The organism is Paraeggerthella hominis (assembly GCF_021044775.1).
GTDB classification, from domain to species: domain Bacteria; phylum Actinomycetota; class Coriobacteriia; order Coriobacteriales; family Eggerthellaceae; genus Paraeggerthella; species Paraeggerthella hominis.
This window is the reverse complement of sequence record NZ_JAJNOQ010000004.1, coordinates 69,687-86,718: the sequence shown is the minus strand read 5'-3', so window position 1 is coordinate 86,718 and position 17,032 is coordinate 69,687. Positions and strand designations below refer to the sequence as shown.

Annotated in this window: 13 protein-coding genes; 11 read left to right on the top strand and 2 right to left on the bottom strand. The window is 60.5% G+C overall.

Translation table 11 applies throughout. The features are described 5' to 3' along the window. Positions 1-61 precede the first annotated feature (61 nt). Entirely contained in the window at positions 62-1,843 is a 1,782-nt protein-coding gene (locus tag LQE90_RS05830) for an FAD-binding protein (RefSeq protein WP_216528796.1), read from the bottom strand. A gap of 294 nt (positions 1,844-2,137) precedes the next feature. On the opposite strand from LQE90_RS05830, the gene LQE90_RS05825 reads away from it, so the two are divergent. Continuing rightward, positions 2,138-3,637 (top strand): helix-turn-helix transcriptional regulator, encoded by a 1,500-nt coding sequence (locus tag LQE90_RS05825; RefSeq protein ID WP_231088218.1) that lies wholly within the window; start codon positions 2,138-2,140, stop codon positions 3,635-3,637. On the opposite strand, the gene LQE90_RS05820 is transcribed toward LQE90_RS05825, so the two are convergent. Continuing rightward, positions 3,634-4,317, bottom strand: a complete 684-nt coding sequence (locus tag LQE90_RS05820) for an alpha/beta fold hydrolase (protein ID WP_216528798.1) — start codon at positions 4,315-4,317, stop codon at positions 3,634-3,636. The genes LQE90_RS05825 and LQE90_RS05820 overlap by 4 nt on opposite strands. Before the next feature lie 281 nt (positions 4,318-4,598). Between LQE90_RS05820 and LQE90_RS05815 the strand changes: the two genes are divergently transcribed. The 10 genes from LQE90_RS05815 to nrfD all read left to right on the top strand — a co-directional run bounded on the left by LQE90_RS05815 (position 4,599) and on the right by nrfD (position 16,537). After that, on the top strand, positions 4,599-5,987 hold the full coding sequence (locus LQE90_RS05815) for a cytosine permease (protein ID WP_216528799.1): 1,389 nt from the start codon (positions 4,599-4,601) through the stop codon (positions 5,985-5,987). 12 nt (positions 5,988-5,999) lie between these two features. Next, on the top strand, positions 6,000-7,112 hold the full coding sequence (locus tag LQE90_RS05810) for an S-methyl thiohydantoin desulfurase family protein (protein WP_216528800.1): 1,113 nt from the start codon (positions 6,000-6,002) through the stop codon (positions 7,110-7,112). Next, positions 7,100-8,203 (top strand): S-methyl thiohydantoin desulfurase family protein, encoded by a 1,104-nt coding sequence (locus LQE90_RS05805; protein WP_114566283.1) that lies wholly within the window; start codon positions 7,100-7,102, stop codon positions 8,201-8,203. The genes LQE90_RS05810 and LQE90_RS05805 overlap by 13 nt, the downstream gene beginning before the upstream one ends. Before the next feature lie 4 nt (positions 8,204-8,207). Continuing rightward, a complete protein-coding gene (locus LQE90_RS05800) occupies positions 8,208-9,758 on the top strand; it encodes a hydantoinase/oxoprolinase family protein (protein WP_114566284.1) in 1,551 nt (516 codons plus the stop codon). An 875-nt stretch (positions 9,759-10,633) separates the two neighbouring features. After that, the gene (locus tag LQE90_RS05795; protein ID WP_114568038.1) at positions 10,634-11,008 is read left to right on the top strand and encodes a GntR family transcriptional regulator; all 375 of its coding nucleotides are present in this window, start codon (positions 10,634-10,636) and stop codon (positions 11,006-11,008) included. Between the two features lie 22 nt (positions 11,009-11,030). Beyond that, on the top strand, positions 11,031-11,963 hold the full coding sequence (locus LQE90_RS05790; RefSeq protein ID WP_216528801.1) for a slipin family protein: 933 nt from the start codon (positions 11,031-11,033) through the stop codon (positions 11,961-11,963). 272 nt (positions 11,964-12,235) lie between these two features. Further along, complete coding sequence (locus LQE90_RS05785; RefSeq protein ID WP_216528802.1) at positions 12,236-13,858, top strand: molybdopterin-dependent oxidoreductase; 1,623 nt, start codon at positions 12,236-12,238, stop codon at positions 13,856-13,858. Between the two features lies 1 nt (position 13,859). Next, the gene (locus LQE90_RS05780; protein ID WP_216528803.1) at positions 13,860-14,885 is read left to right on the top strand and encodes a molybdopterin-dependent oxidoreductase; all 1,026 of its coding nucleotides are present in this window, start codon (positions 13,860-13,862) and stop codon (positions 14,883-14,885) included. A 30-nt stretch (positions 14,886-14,915) separates the two neighbouring features. After that, positions 14,916-15,575 (top strand): 4Fe-4S dicluster domain-containing protein, encoded by a 660-nt coding sequence (locus tag LQE90_RS05775; RefSeq protein ID WP_216528804.1) that lies wholly within the window; start codon positions 14,916-14,918, stop codon positions 15,573-15,575. Positions 15,576-15,577: 2 nt separating this feature from the next. Beyond that, positions 15,578-16,537 carry an NrfD/PsrC family molybdoenzyme membrane anchor subunit gene (gene nrfD, locus LQE90_RS05770; RefSeq protein ID WP_216528805.1) on the top strand — a complete coding sequence of 320 codons (960 nt, stop codon included), beginning with the start codon at positions 15,578-15,580 and terminating at the stop codon, positions 16,535-16,537. The last annotated feature ends 495 nt before the right edge of the window (positions 16,538-17,032 follow it).

The window sequence follows — 17,032 nt, the reverse complement described above, 5'->3', positions numbered from 1 at the left end:
GGCGCTTCGTGCTGGAAGGTCGCGCGTGGGAGGGGTGTGCGCGACCGTAAGGGGTATTGCGCTATTTGGCTGCCAGCAGCTTGACCACATGCAGCGCCTCGGTCATGGTGCGACCGCAAGCTACGCCGTGCATCTGGTCGGGATAGTTGCCGCTGAACAGGGAGCCCGAGCAGTCGCCGGCGCAGTACAATCCTTCGATAGGCTCAAACTCTGCATTGAGGGCCTGGCAGTCTTCGTTGATGCGAACGCCGTCGATGGTGGTCAGCAGCGTGCCGCCCAGCGTAGCGCCGAAGAACGGAGGCGTGCGAAGCTCGGACAGGCGGTACGCTTCCTTTCCGAAGTCCACGTCTTCCTGAGCGTCGAACAGCTCGTTGTAGCGCTTGCAGGTGGCTAGGAAGTTCTTTTTGGCATCGGCATCGAAGCCCAGCTTGTCGGCCAGTTCCTCAAGCGTATCGGCCATTTGCAGGCGGCCGTCTGCAAGCTCTTTCTCGAAGTACTTTTCCAAATCGTAGGTGCCGTCTTCGCGCTTGACGCGCTGAACGCCCATGCGGGTGCCGGCGCTGCAGCCCAATGTGTGGAAGCGCTGCACGTCTTCGCCGAAGTTTCCGTCCCACACGCTAATGTACACGCCGCCAGGCTGCTGGGCTGCCGCATGCGGCAGATAGTCGTAGTCGGCGGATTCCAGTGCGAAGCGCTTGCCTTTTGTGTTCACTTTCAGGAACGGCTGCGTGCCTGGGTTGAACTGGCCGTTGCCCGGGAACTGCGGCTTGCCGGCTTCGATGGATTCCTGGGTGTAGCCGGCGGTGGTTCCGGGAGCTACCAGGCCGCGGTCGAAGATCATGGTCGCGCTGGTGATATCCTTTACGGCACCAGCCCACAGGGCGGCTTTGATGCCCATGCCGTCGTTGTTCTGGTTGTAGCCCAAGGCGGTAACCGAAGCGGTGGTGATGGGGGACAGGGCGGACAGCATGGTGGGGTTGGCGCTGTAGCCGCCCGTTGTCAGCAGCACGCCTTTTTTGGCGTTGATCTGGGTGTAGCCGTTGTCGGTCTTGAAGATGGCGCCCGTTACCTTGCCAGACTCGTCGGTAACCAGCTTGGCTAATTCGTGCTTGTAGGAAATCTGGTAGCCGTTGTCGTTCATGATTTGCTCGAACAGCTTGTTGCGCTCCGGAATGCCGTCTCGTCCGCCTTCGGCATTGCCGTAGTGATGCTCGCCGCACGGAGTGTAGAAGGGGGTGGCGCCCATGCCGCCGGGCATTTCGAACTCATCGGCGATGACCTTCGCGCCAGCAGCGCTCATGTACTTGTCGACGTACTCGAACATGTCGTTGCTCTCGTTCATCCACATGTTGATGAGAGCCTGGTCGCACGTTCCGCTGGAGTAGCGAGCCCATTCGCCATGCAGACGAGCGCGGTCGGTGTAATAGCCCTGGTCGGTGAAGGGCTTGGTGTCAACGGCATTGAACCAATGGCGCGTGGCGCCTACTTCGGAGCCCTTCTCGCATAGGATGAAGTCCATCTTCTGGTCAGATGCGTAGGCGCCTGCGATCATGCCGCCGTTGCCGGCGCCCACGATAAGAAGATCGGTGTCCTTGGTTTCCGCGATGTCGCTTTCGGCGATTTCGGGCGCAGATCCCAGCCAGTCAACGGTTATGGCGCTGCTGCCGTTGTCTGTGGCTACAACGCCATTGGAAGCGGCTTTCGCTTCGGTGGAGCCTGCTGCTTTAGCATCGCCCGAGCCAGGAGCTTGCGGAGCGCAGCCGGCTAGCCCAATAGCGGCAAGCGCGCCGGCTCCTGCCATGCCGCCCAAAAAACTGCGACGAGATATTCCCTGTGATTTCATACGTTCCTCCTTCAAATGTGTTCTCTTGCCGCCCGACAGCGTCATGCGGCATCCCTCGGTCTTCACCTTATCGACGTTGCGCGGTGCTGAAACCACCCTGCAAGGGGCGTTTCGATTGGGGTCGTCGGGTGGCTTCTGCTCCCCCCGATGGGGTGATTTGTGCGCATTATGCCTGATGGGAATTGGATTGACGCTTCCTGCGCTCGCAGCACGGGCGTGTTTCACGTACAATGGGGACACGTGATCAAGGGGGGGGGAGGGACCTTGCAATCGGTTGCACAACGAATTCGTAGCTTGGGAGAGGCTGTGGATTCGGTTACGTTGCTGTGCGTGGTGGGCTTTGCCGTCATGGGGTTTGTTGGCGGAGTTTTAAATGCCAGTTTGTATGCGCGCGTGGCCGAGTACTGCGGGATCGCTCGCGAGGTGGCCACGCTGTTTTCGGGCGCGCTGTTTTTAGGGGTGTTCCTCGTCGCCTCGCGCAAGCCCGTTCTGCTTGATCGACGGCTGTTAACCGTAGGTGCGCTCGGCTGCGCAATCACGGCGGCTTTTGTGCTGGAATTCGCGCTATCCCTTGGCAACGGGCCTCTAACGATTGTTGGCTTCCTGTTTTCGAACGTTGCTTCGGTTTGGGCTTCCGTCATGCTTTTATGCACTCTGGCGTCCTTGCGTTCGATGGAAGCGGTGCTGGTTGCTGTGGTGTGCGGCACGGCGCTGGGCGAGGTGGTGCGCGTGGTTCATCCGCCGGTGTTGTTCCAGGTGGGTGTTGTCGAGGTTGTGGCCTGCCACGCGCTGGTCATCATGTTGCTGTACCGTCGCGGCGGTCTAAGGCTTGACCAAGTGGCGCGCGGCGCGTCTCCGGCCAGTCTTGAGCTTTCTAATCCTGAATCGTTTTTGCAGCCAGCGCACGCTTTGTTTTTATGTGCGGCGTTGTTTAGCGTGGCAACGGGGTACGGTTTGACGCTTAACGAAGTTTCGCACGCCCCGGTAGGCGTGGAGATTTCGGCGTTTGTTCTGATGGGCGTGGCGGTCTGGATGCTGCTCTCCGGCGGGGAGGGCAAGGAGGATCTGCTGTTCTCCTTTTCAGTACTGCTTGTGGTCGCCGGATTCATCATTGCTCCCTTTACTTTTTTGACAGGCATTCCTTCGGCAAATGCTTTATTGCGCATTGGCGTGCGCTGTTTCGACATGCTGGTGTGGCTGGTGGTTCTTTCGGTTGGAAGGCGCAACCTGCTTGCATTGCTGCCGACGTATGCGCTCATACGCTGCATGAACGCTGTCGGCACCGATATAGGCGCCGTTGCCGGTCATACGACGAACGACTTGGTGGGGACGAATGGCGATGCCGCCATGCTCATTGCCGAAACGGTGCTGTTCGCGTTCGTTGCTTTCCTGTGGTTGGGCTTTCGGAAGTTCAGTTTCACTGACACTATCCAGGGCGTAGTGGGCATGGGCGCGTCGGCGGATCGCGCGCGGATGCGGAACGAGTTGTCGGAAAACGAAACTGCGCCGCGGGGCGAAAGGGGAGACGCGACGACGAGCGTTGCGGTTGCGCCGAGCATTGAGGAACGATGTCGTTTTATCGGGGTGGATTGTGGTTTGACCGAGCGCGAAACCGAGATATTCGCGATGTTGGCGCGTGGGCGCAACGGGCAATTCGTCATGGACTATTACGTAGTTTCTCGAAACACGGTGAAAAGCCACGTTAAGCATATATATGCCAAATTGGGCGTTCACTCTCAACAAGAGTTGATTGACTTGGTGGAGGATTGGCGCGCGCCAGCGGCACGGCCTTAGCGTTCGAGCAGGAAGCGCTCGACTTCGCGGTTGAATGCTTCGGGGTTCTTGGCTGCCACGAAGTGATCTCCGGGAACGAACGTCAGGCGTGCATCGGGCAGGCTTTTCGCGATCAGCCGCGTGTGGCCCTCCTCGATCATGTCGTCCGTGCCCGCTATCACGAGCGTCGGCACGTCAAGTCTGCTCAACTGCCGCGGATCGATGTTCGGGTCGTTCACCATAAGCCCCAGCATCTCGGCGTTGTCATGCGCCTTTTTGCTCCAGCGGGCAAACAGCGACGCCGCGCGATACCCCAGTTCAATGGGAATCTGCACGGATCGCTTCACGCCGGCTGCGTTCAGGTTCGCGCCGTTCAGGACAAGGCGGTCCACGCGATCCGGATGTGCGAGCGCGAACGTGAGCGCGATGTTGCCGCCGTCCGAGAATCCCAGAACATGGGCGCGTTCGATAGCGTGCGCGTCCATAAATCGCAGCAGGTCGTCGGCGAACTGGCGAATGGTGAACGGGGCGCTCCCTCGCGGCGATCGGCCGTGCCCGCGTGTGTCCAGGGCGATCACGCGAAAGCTGCGCGAGAATCGTTCGATCTGATGCTCGAAGTACGTTGAGTCCTCGCCGTTACCGTGCAGCAAGATGAGCGGCGTGCCGGATCCTTGCTCGCGGTAGTGCAGCTTGACGTCCATGGCACGCCCCTCCTTCGTCCTGCAATCGTTTTGGCGCTCCGCCTATCATAGACTACGCGCGTCGCTTGCGCCCCTTGCTTTGCCATCCGGCTCCCATCCAGCCCCGTCCAACCCCTGCCCGCTCGCACCCGCGCCGCGACCCGAACCCCCCCCCATCTCGTCCGCACGTCGCCTCCACCCGGCCTCATCCTGCGCGCTTTGCCCCTCCCGTGCGCAGGATCGGTTGTGCTACACTTCGAAGTCATCCTTATCCGAACATGAACAGCGAAAAGGGGACGCGCATGACGTCTTCAGCACGTGATTTCCCTGCGGCGGCTGACGAAGCGGCGGCATCGCCAACCGGCATTGCCGCCGGCCTGCACGTTGCCGAACCCGATCGGAAGTCTTGGCTGGACATAGCCTTCGTCCGCGCAGGCGGCATGTTCAGCGCGCCCACGCTCATGGTCGGCGCCGCTTTGGGCATGGGACTGGCGCTGTCGGGGGCCGCCCTCGCTACGCTGGCGGGGTTTGGATTTATTGTGGCGTATATGTGCTTCGTCAGCATGCAGGCTGCTGACCTGGGTCTTCCTACTGCTTCTTTGGCTGCGCCGGCGCTTGGGCGCGCGGGCGCTCGCTACCTGGTTTCCCTTATCGTGGGCGTGGTGACCATTGGCTGGTTCGGCGTGCAAACGGCGGTATGCGGAGCTTCGCTGTCCCTTATGCTGCTCGATGTGTTCGCCATCGAAGCCCCGGTGTGGGCTTGCTCGGTTGCCTTGGGCGCCCTCATGCTGATCACGGCCGTCATCGGGTTCAACGGCCTGAAATGGTTGAGCTCGGTCGCCGCGCCGCTGCTGGTGCTTATCTGCTTGTACGGTGTGGGAGCTTCCATCGCGCGCGCAGGAAGCTTGGAGCCGCTGTTGGGGTACGTGCCGTTGCCGGCCGACGCCATCGGGTTCATCGCCGGCGTCAACATGGCCGTGGGCTTGTTCGCGTTCGCGGGGGCCACGGCTGGCGATTTCGCTCGATTCGCGCGCACGCGCAAGGATGCCGTGCTCTCATGCGTGGTGGGCGTGATCCCGGCCGCGCTCGTGGCGCTGGTGGCGGGCGCTTCGTTGGCTATCGTCACGGGCGAGTCCGACATTGCCGTCATCATGAACTCGGTAGGCCTTCCGGCAGTGGGCCTGGTGGCGCTCGTGCTGTCGGCGTGGACGGTGAACGCGGGCAACGTGTACTCGGCGGGGTTGGGCTTCGCCGTCATGATGGGTCGTGACGAAGACGGGTCCAAGTGGACCACGGCCGTGTCCGGCGTGCTGGGCATCGTGCTGGCGGTGGGCGGCATCCTGGGGCAGTTCGAGGCGTTCCTCACGGTGCTTTCCGCATGCGGCCCGGCTCTTGCGGGCGTGATGATTGCCGACTACTGGCTCGTGCGCAAAGGCCGTCCTGAAAACGTGCGCGTGCAGGAGGGCTTTTCGGTTGCGGGCCTGGCCGGGCTTGTAGCCGGTATAGCGGTCGGCGTGGTGACCGGCGGCACGTTCGCCCTTGTTCCCGGGCTTGAGTTTCTCGACATGCCGTTTTTCATCGGGCCGGTGAACGGCATAGCGGTATCTATGGTGGTTTACGTTGTTGCTTACAAGCTGGCCAAACTTCCCGCATTCCCCGGTACAATTCAACTTATCGTTCATCGCAAGTAGGGGGGCAGCAGCGTGCGTCTTATCCAGGTGGAGGACATCGCCGATATAGCGTTGGGCTCGTCGCTTCTGGGTGCTGGCGGCGGGGGAGATCCGTACATGGGCTCGCTCGAAACCACTGCTGCCATTTGCGAATGCGGCCCGGTGCGTCTGCTGGATGCCGACGAGGTGCCCGACGATTGGACGGTGGCGTCCATCGGCAGCGTGGGCGCGCCTTCGGTGGTGCTCGAGAAGGGCGTTAACGGCCAGGAGTACGTTCGCGCGCTCGACCTGCTGGAACGCAGGCTGGGCCGCTCCATTGACGCGTTCGTCTTGGCCGAGGCCGGTGGCTTGAACTCGCTGGTTCCCATTGCCGCGGCGGCTCGCGTGGGGATACCGGTGGTCAACGTGGACGGCATGGGCCGCGCGTTTCCCGGATTGCAGCAGGATACGTACTGCATGGCCGGCGTGCCCACTACGCCCATGGCGTTCGTGGACGAGAAGGGCAACCGCGCCCTCATCGAAACCATCGACAACGATTGGACCGAGGCCATCGGGCGCGCGGTGACCACGGCATGCGGCGGCTCGCTCATCAATCTGGGAGCTTCGATGTCGGGTGCGAAGATGAAGGAGTGCGCCGTTCGCGGGACGGTTGACCTGGCTCAACGCCTCGGCCGTATTATCCGTACGGCGAAGGACGCGCGCGAGCGCTCCGCCCGTGCGTTCTTCCTGGAGGAATCGGACGCGCGCCTGTTCTTATGCGCGAAGATCGTCGACGTGCTGCGCGAGACGCGGGATGGCTACAACTTCGGGCGCGCCGTGCTGGAAGGCGTGGGCGACGATAGGGGGCATGCGGGCTCGGTCGTGTTCCAGAACGAGAACCTGTACGCCGAAGTGGACGGGCGCGTTGCCATGAGCGTTCCCGACTTGGTGTGCCTGGTGGATGCCGATACCTTCGTGCCGGTGACCACCGAGTCGCTCAAGTACGGCAAACGTGTGCTATTAGTAGGATTGGCGTGCGACGCTGCATGGCGCACGCCTCAGGGCGTCGCGTTGGGCGGCCCTGCGTTTTTCGGTTTCGACATACCGTACGTGCCGGTTGAGATAAGCTACGCATCGTTCGAAGGAGAAAAAGCGTGCGAGAACTAGGAATTCAGGAAATCGAGGACATCGCTTTAGGTGCGGCGCTGCTGGGCGCCGGCGGGGGCGGCGATCCCTACATCGGCAAGCTCACGGCTATCGGGGCGGTGAAGGAATGCGGCCCGGTGCAGATGATCGGCATCGACGAAGTGCCCGAAGGCGCGCTCATCATGCCGGCGGCGTCCATGGGCGCTCCCACCATCCTGGCCGAGAAGGGCGTCGGCGCCAACGAGTTCGCCAAGCTGTTCGACATGGTGTCGCGCTACTACGGCAAGCCCATCTACGCCACCATGCCCATCGAAGCGGGCGGCGTGAACTCCATGCTGCCCATTGCCGCCGCTGCGCGCCTGGGCATTCCCATGGTGGACGTGGACGGCATGGGCCGTGCTTTCCCGGAGCTGCAGATGGTCACGTTCACTATCGGCGGCGCGTCGGCTACGCCCATGGCGTTCATCGACGAGAAGGGCAACTCGGGCATTCTGGATACCATTACGAACAAGTGGACCGAAGACATCGCTCGCGCGGCCACGATGACCTGCGGTGGCACGCTGACCATCGCGCTGTTCTGCATGGATACGCAAACGTGCAAGGAATACGGCGTGCACGGCATTGTCACGCGCTCCGAGGAGCTGGGCCGCGCAATCCGCTTGGCGAAAAGCGAGGCGTCGGCGGCGGGTTTGACGCCCGAAGAGTTCTTCCTCAAGTTCACGGGTGGCTACAAGCTGTTCAAGGGTAAAATTTCCGACGTTCTGCGCGAAACGCGTGGCGCGTTCAACTTTGGCAAAGTGGTGCTTGAGGGCATTGCCGAAGATCGGGGCAGCCAGGCTTACGTCGAGTTCCAGAACGAGAACCTGAGCTGCGTGGTTGACGGCGAGATCTTGGCCACCACCCCCGACCTCATTTGCCTGGTGGACCCCGACACCTTCACGCCGGTTCCCACCGACGCGCTCAAGTACGGCAAGCGCGTGATGGCGCTGGGCCTGGAGTGCTTCGGCATGTGGCGCACGCCGGCCGGTATCGATCTGGTGGGGCCGCGCTACTTCGGCCTGGACACCGACTACATCCCCGTTGAAGAGCGCTGCATGCGGAAGGGAGCATAAGGCTATGTACAAGTTGGGAATCGACGTAGGCGGCACGAACACCGACGCTGTTTTGATCGACGAGGATTTAAACGTTGTTGCCGCGGTGAAAAACCCCACGTCAGGGGATATTTACAGCGGAATCATGGGTGCGGTGGACGCCGTTTTGGCCGATAGCGGCGTCGATCGCGCGCAGATCGGGCAGGCCATGCTGGGCACCACGCAGTGCACGAACGCCATCGTGGAGCGCAAGGGCCTGGCGCCTATCGCCATCTTGCGCATCGGCGCGCCCGCTTCGGTGGGTATCCCGCCCATGGTGGACTGGGCGCAGGACATCGCCGCGGTCAGCGTGGACGCCGCCATTATCGAGGGCGGTTTCGAATACGACGGCAAGCGCCTGGCGGAATTCGACGAAGCGGCGTGTCGTGCGTTTTTCGAGGGCGTGCGCGGACGCGTGGAAGCCGTGGCTATCTCGTGCGTGTTCTCCACGGTGCGAAACGACGATGAGCTGCGTGCCGCCGAGATTGCCACCGAGGTGCTAGGCGATGACGTGCACGTGTCCATTTCCAGCGAAATCGGGTCGATGGGCCTGATCGAGCGCGAGAACGCTACCATTTTGAATGCGGCGCTCTACGATGTGGCGCGTCGGTTTACCGAGGGCTTCGCGGCCAGTCTTGCCGACAAGGGCGTGGTGAACGCAGAGGTGTACCTGTCGCAGAACGACGGCACCCTCATGACCATGGAGCATGCGCGCCAATACCCCATCCTTACGATCGCCTGCGGCCCCACGAACTCCATTCGCGGCGCAAGCTATCTGTCGCGCATGGCTGACGCGATCGTGATCGACGTGGGCGGCACCACCACTGACCTGGGTGTGCTTTCGCACGGGTTCCCGCGCGAAAGCGGCGTGGCCGTGACCATCGGCGGCGTGCGCACCAACTTCCGCATGCCCGACGTGGTGTCCATCGGCTTGGGCGGCGGTTCCATCGTGCGTGTTGCCGACGACGGCAGCGTGACGGTCGGCCCGGATTCGGTGGGCTACCAGATTGCCGAGCGCGCGCTCGTGTTCGGCGGCGACGTTATGACTGCCACCGACATCGCCGTGCGCTTGGGCATGGCCGAAGTGGGGGATGCGGCGCTCGTGGCCGATATCCCGCAGGATGTGGCTGCGCGCGCCATGGACGCCATGCGCGAGACGGTGGAGGAAGCCATCGACGTGATGAAGGTGTCGAGCGACGACATCGACGTGGTGCTGGTAGGCGGCGGCGCTATCGTGCTGCCGCGTGACCTGGCAGGAACGGCTCAGGTGCTTACGCCCGAGCATGCCGGGTGCGCGAACGCTATCGGCTCGGCCATCTCGAAGGTGAGCGGCGTGTACGAAGCGTTGATCGACTACGACGTGACGCCGCGCGAAGAGGCGTTGGAGAACGCGCGCGTCGCTGCGTGCGAGGCTGCCGTGGAAGCCGGTGCCATTCGCGATACCGTGGAGGTCATCGATGCCGAGGACGTTCCCTTGGCGTACTATCCTGGCCATACGAACCGCGTGAAGGTGAAGGCTGCGGGAGACTTGGCGTAAGCAAGGCGGATGCCTGCAGGTCCGCTGGTCCAGGCAGGGACAATGCGATTTTCAAGGGCGCTCTGACGAACTGGTCGGAGCGCCCTTGTTTTTCGGCGCCCGCGTACATGATGCGAAGGTCGCGGGCGCGAAGGGCTCCAATTGCTGCGAAAGGCAGCTCCGGCGCAGCATGGGGAAGGGAGAAGTCGGCAATGAGCCATCGAATGCCCCTTCGCCGTTCTTGCGATGCCGGCGCGGGAGGCCGACGCGTGCGCGCCGTTCGCCCCTTTCGCTAACTTGCGCACGAAAAACCGCTCCCGCTGGCAGATTTTCACGTTTAGGGGTCGTCGAAGTTGGCGCCGTTCCCGTTGCCGTTTGGCTTGCTTTCCGTTATGCCTGGTCACGGCCTTGGGCTGTTGCGCTGCGCTTTTGCGAGCGCTTGTCTGGTCGGCTCAAGCGACCTCAAACCGTCAAAACCTGCCGGCGGGAGCGGTTTTTCGCGCGCAAGCGCCGCTGTGGGGGCAGGGACGGGAGGTGGGGGCGGCGCGGGAGCGCGAAACGGGGGTGTGGCGACGTGGGAGCGCGAAACGGGAGCGCGAAACGGGTGCGCACTCCGCGAACGAGGTAGGCGACCGGCGAAGAGCTGGCTCGGTTCGTGCCGCCGAACCAGAGGAGCCTGCGCGAACGGGGCGGGGCCGGGAGCGGTGGGCGGGGTGGCAGCGAGCTTGCGTCTCGCCAGTCCCGCGCCGCGTCCCGTTCCCTCGTCCCGCCAGACGCCCGCCGGGCTTGGATCCGCACGTTTCCCAATGCGTTCGGATTGTGCTGCTTGGATGACCTCTTTTGAATCATGGTATCATACATATGCAGGATGCTTTTGAGAGGCGGAGTCCACCCCTTTGTTTGAATCATTGCACATAAACGAGAAATCCGGCGTGCCCGTATGGGTGCAGATTCGCAACAACTTGATCTTCCTTATTAAAAGCGGCCAGATCAAGCCGGGGGATGTGCTGCCAACTGTACGCGAACTTGCGACGCAGCTTGGCGTGAACTACAACACCATTCATAAGGTGTACCAGGATCTTGAAGCGGACAATCTCATTTGTTCGAGTCGCGGCAAGCGATCGTTCGTTGCCGACGTCGACAAAGATGTACTGCAGCTACCGGAATCTCCCGTGGACCTTGTTATCGACGAACTGGTACGCGTGGCTCGGGAGAGCAACGTCTCGGAGGGGGACGTGTTGGTGCGGGTGAAGGAACGCTTTTCCGAGTAACCGATCGAATAGGGGAGATAACATGGGGGAGAGGTCGTTTTTCAGCGAGCCCGAAGAGCGGGATCGCTCGAGCGTTTCGGCTGAGATCGAAGACAATTTCAAGGATACGGCTACAAGTCGCTGGGGCGCTACGATGTTGCGCTGGGTTCTGGTTCTGGCCGTTGTGGCTGTTTTCGGACTGATTGCATGGCTTGCATCGTCGGTTGCGATTCTTGTGGTCGGCATAGTGGCAGGTGCTGTCTTGTTCAGCTGTGCGCATGTTGTACTTGAATGGGAGCGCGCCGTGGTTATGCGCTTTGGTCGGTTCAACCGCGTGGCCGGTCCCGGTCTTATCCTTATGATTCCCTTTGTCGAATACGCGTCGGCGGTCATCGACTTGCGTATGCGGTCGACGTCGTTCAAAGCTGAGCAGGTACTGACCTCCGACTTGGTTCCTGTGAACGTAGACGCGGTCTTGTTCTGGATGGTGTGGGACGCGGGCAAGGCGTGCTCTGAAATTCGCAACTTCGAGCGCCTGGTGTTCTGGATTGCCCAAACCACGTTGCGCGACGTGATCGGCGGCGTCAATATCGCGCAGATGGGCATGCGTCGCGCCCAAATCGACAAAGAGATCGCAGCCATCCTTGAGCGGAAAACCAGCGAATGGGGCATTACGGTGGTGTCGGTGGAGATCCGCGACATCAAGATCCCCGAAGAGCTGCAGGAGGCCATGTCGGCTGAAGCCCGCGCTGAGCGCGAGTACAACGCGCGCGTCATCTTGGCTGAAGTTGAGAAGGAGATATCCGAAATGTTCGTGGACGCCGCGCGCACGTACAAAGAAGAAGATGCGGCGCTGCAGCTTCGCGCTATGAGCTTCGTGTCGGATAGCGTGAAGGAGAAGGGCGGCTTTGTGGTGATACCCAGCGCGTTGTCGGATGCGTTCGAGGGGTTGGAGAGCCTTGCTAGAAAAGGGTAGGACATTTTCGGCAAAATAGGTCTTTGAACAGCAAAAACGATAACCGGGTTCCTTGTTGAAAAGGAGCCCGGTTATCGTTTTGGGCAAAGCTCGATCCATTCTTGAAAAAGAATCATATATCACTAAGACAAGTATCACATATTTGTATGATTTATGATACGATACAGCTTGGAGGTAAAGCGACGGGGGAGCTAGACCGCTCGAAATGCTTGAGACGAGCAAGATTCGAGGCGTCTGTCCTCTTCGCGCCACAGGGAGAGAAAGGAAGGGGAATGAAAAAGAAGTTCGTGTGGGTAACTACAGTGCTCTTGGCCGGATCGCTTTGCGCTGTTGGCTGTGCGCAGCAGGACCCGGCAGCAGAGGGCGATGCTTCGGGCGAGGGGAAACAATACGCCAACAGCATCGAGGAGTCCGAAGCGGTGCTTGCCGAGGAGAATGCCCGCTGGCAGGAGATTAACAAGGAGTACGCTCCTGAGATTCGCACGCTGGAAGACGGAACCAAGGTCCAGCGTACGCCATCCGAGTATCAGTGTTACCACTGGAACCGCCCCTATGAAGAAGGTACGACGTACAATAACTATTTCTTGGATGCCGACAACCGTGGTTGCGGAGCTTGCCACGAAGATCTTGGCGACGCCTTGTCCAACATGGAATATGCTCACCCCACCGTATGGAACGATGCGCTAGGCAGCAAGCTCACCGTCGATCAGTGCATGCTGTGCCACAGCGCCGATGATGGCCAAGAAATGGGTACCGTGATGCATGCCGTGCACTATGGCGAGCGCAACGGCGCCAACTTCGAGGACCGTGGCGGAAAATGCATCAGCTGCCATAACATTACTGAGAACGGCAACGGTGCTGAGCTTTGGGACGAGGTCAAGTACGATCATCTGGACGGGATCGTTAAAGTGAAGGATGTCCAGGGCGAATTCAAGTTCGACCAAACCACCACCACTGCACCCGAAGATATGTTTACCTACGATTGGATTCATTCCAATTACGATCACCTGATCCATATCATGGGTAAAAACGTCCTTGATGCGGAAATGCCGCAGGACTTCGTGGACAGTTGGGAAGTCACCATAAACGGCCTGGTGAACAAGCCGTATACCGCCAAGCTTGCTGATCTCATCGCTGAGGCCGAGGGCGCCGGTGCAACGGTTACAAAACTCTCCAAAATCCACTGCGTGGACAACATGCCTGGAGGTGGCGGTATTTCCAACGTAGAAATCACGGGCATTCCGTTGAGCTGGCTCATTGAGAAGGGCGGCGGCGCAAGCAAAGACATTACCGGTGTGTTGTTCGATCGTCGGGAGTTTCACACCAATGGCGAAATGACGCATAGCAACCGTGGCGTGCCGGAGGCAAGCTTCGACGACGTGTACCTGGTGTACGAAATTGGCGGCAAGCGTCTCGATCCTAGTCAGGGTAGCCCCTGCATCAACTGGGTCGAGGGATGCGATGCTCAGTCATTCGTGAAGCAGTGCATGGGCTATACGCTGACCGACGAAGAGAAGCCTTGGGAAGACTGGATGATGAATGGCTTCAACTCGTATGGCGAGGGCCCGTACATCAACAAGCCCAACGCCTCTATCCTGAAGGTCCCTGAAGGCATGATCATCGAGACCGGGAAGCCGTTCACGTTCGAAGGCTATGCCGATGCGTACGACGAAGCGGTCACCAAGCTTGAGTTCTCCATGGACAACGGCAAAACGTGGACTGCCTACGACTTGGGCCAGACCGATCCTCGACAGTGGGTGTACTGGCACTATACGTGGACGCCCGAAACCGACGGCAGCTACGTGCTGACGATCCGCGGCACCACGGAAACGGGCCTGGTCAGCGTTAATAACCAAAAAGTCATGGTTACTGCTAAGAGCAATGTGGAGGGATAACATGAGACATTCCATTGGGACGAAGGTGCTGGGTTGCACGATGGGTGCCAGTATCGCGCTGGGCGGCATAAGCGCGTTCGGTCCCGGGGTAGCGATTGCGGCGGAGGATTTAAGCCCTGTTCAAGTGATGCAGCGCAATGCAGTGGACTACGTCAAAGTTGCGAACGTGGCCGGTAGCTTCTCGTTTTGCCAGGACACGCTCACGCCAACCGACGAGGTGTTCAACCTGTTCGGCACGGCTGCCACCAGCATGTGCGCCAAGCCTGGCTATGCCTTTGATGCGGTGACTCACGAGAGCTACTATGTCAATATCGGCGGCAATGTGGAGAAGGTGCGCACCATAGGACTCGAGGAAATCGAGCGCATGAAGGCCGAGACCGAGAAAATGCGCTGCACTTGCAGCATGAGCCCCGCGCTTGCCATGGCCAGCGTCACAGGAGTTAAAGTGTCGGACATGCTTTCCTTGGTTGACGTTGATCCGCAGGTTAACACGATCACGTTCAAAGACAAGGATGGCTATGGCCTGCCGATGCCGCTGACGTATGTGACGGATAAAGAAGCAATGCTGGTGTACCAGATCGGCGACCAGAAGCTTTCGGACGGCGAGCGCTTGCAGGTTTGGATTCCCGATACCGTGGCGAAGTACTTCACGCGTGCGGTTACCGATATCGAGCTATCCGTGTCCGACGAGGTTCCCGAGGTTCAAGGCCCGGATGCAGACTATCGTGCCAAGGTGAGCGTGCTCAACACGGTTTCCGATACGTTCAAGGTTGGAGACATGGTCACGTTCGAGGGCTATGCGGATGATTGCGGAAAGCAGATCAAGGCCGTGGAGTTCTCTCTGGACGGCGGACAGACGTGGAGTGCGTTCGATACGTCTGAGGCCACCACGCAGGATTGGGTGCATTGGCACTTCGACTATGTGACCGAGGAGCCGGGTTCGTTCAAACTTGACGTTCGGGCCGTTGCCGAAGACGGCGTTGTTTCTCCCCTTGCTTCTAGTGTTGTGTTTAACGTCGAGGAATAGCCGCCGTCGACATTGAAAGTAGGTGTAAACATGGGAGAAGAAGCGAACGTAACGCGCCGAGTGCTCTTGCGGGCATCGGCCGCGGGCGCATGCGCGCTTGCGCTGGGAGGAGTTGTTACTTCTGGCGATGAGGCGCGCGCTCAAGAAGTGGATTTGGCGCCTGAGCATGACGGCGTTCGGTACGGTTTCTTGGTTGCCTTGTCTCGCTGTTCTGGCTGCGGGCGTTGTGTTGAAGCATGCAGGAAGCATAACGGCCTGGCCGAAGATGCTCCTGACAGGCGGACTGTTTCCTCGTACCAGCGTAAAAGAGGACGGACGTTCTTTATCTCCACATCCTGCATGCATTGTGCCGATCCGAGCTGCATGAAGGTTTGCCCGGCTGGTGCGATCTCGAAGGACGTTAACGGTGTTGTGCGGGTAAACAAGAACGTGTGCATAGGCTGTAAGTACTGCTTCCAAGCGTGTCCGTACGAGGTTCCTCGATACGATTCGGCTGCCATGGATAAGTGCGATTGCTGCCGTGGGTCGGGGCTTTCTATTGAGGACGAGCCGTACTGCGTGCGTGCGTGCAAATTCGGCGCTCTGCAATTCGGACCTTTGGACGAGCTGATGGAGTCTACAGGGGGCTCTGCGGTTCCCATCGCCCAAGCGAACGATCCGTCTTGCTTGCTGCTGGGAACGGAGAAGTGAGTATGGAGATGCAATCGATATGGGGTTGGCAGCCCGCGTTGTACCTGTTTTTAGGCGGCATGGGAGCTGGGGGGTTCGTTACGGCAGCGGTGCTCTATCTGATAGACCAGAAGCGTCACGCCAAGATTATTTGTGCTTCCATGTGGGCATCGGCGGTGTGCTTGGGCGTTGGCTTGCTGCTACTGCTGTCTGAACTGACCCAACCGATGCGCGGGCTTATGATGTGGCAAAGCTTCAGTCACTTCACCTCGTGGATGACGTATGGTGCTTGGGGTGCGTTTGCGGCCATTATCGTGTTCGGCTTGTCGGCGGTGCTGGCCGTGGGCAAAGTGGAAAGGCATCTTGCCAACAGCGCGGAACGAGCGAAGGGGCTTGTTCGCATGCGCAAGGTGTTGGCGGTCATCGGCATTGCGCTCGGTTTGTTCGTGGCGGTGTACACGGGCATGCTGCTCATGATGGCTCCGGGCGTGCCGCTATGGAATACGTTGTTGCTGCCGTGTTTGTTTGCGGTATCAGGTATCGATACGGGCGTTGCTCTGGTTGAGGTGACGGCTGTGGTGCTGGCAAAAAAGGATCCTTTGGCATCTCGTGCTTCTTGGTTGATGGAAGTCGCGGTGGTGGCGCTCGTGATCGTGGAATGCTTCGTGCTTGGCGCTCTTTTGGTTTCTTCGTTGGGCGGAGAAGGGTCGGCCGTAGCTGTAGCAGCTGCCCAGTCCGCCCAGATGCTCGCTGCTGGTTCCCTTGCCCCGCTTTTCTGGGGTCTGGTGGTCGGATGCGGCCTTGTGTTGCCTTTGGTCGCGTCCGTTGTCGGGCTGGTGAAGCACAAGAAGGGTGCGGGCAGATTGATGGCGTGCGGCGCTGTGGGCGCGCTCGTCGGCGGGTGCGCGTTGCGCTTCCTGGTTCTTGCCGCCGGCGTCCATGCGGACGTGGTGGGCGAAACGGTCATGAGGATGATCGGCTAGCACGACACGATCTGATAGCGAAAACGGCGCCTCGGAAATGCTCCGAGGCGCCGTTTGCTGTAAGGCCGTTCTTGCGATGCCGGCGCGGGAGTCCGACGCGTGCGCGCCGTTCGCCCCTTTCGCTAGCTTGCGCACGAAAAACCGCTCCCGCTGGCAGGTTTTCACGTTTAGGGGTCGTCGAAGTTGGCGCCGTTCCCGTTGCCGTTCGGCTCGCTTTTCGTTATGCCTGGTCACGGCCTTGGGCTGTTGCGCTGCGCTTTTGCGAGAGCTTGACCGGTCGGCTCAAGCGACCTCAAACCGTCAAAACCTGCCAGCGGGAGCGGTTTTTCGCGCGCAAGCGCCGCTGTGGGGGCAGGGACGGGAGGTGGGGGCGGCGCGGGAGCGCGAAACGGGTGCGTGGCGGCGCGGGAGCGCGAAACGGGGGGTGTGGCGACGGGGGTGCGAAGCGGAGATGCCCGAACCGGCGAGACGAGGCGGGGCGCGGCGACGGGGAGG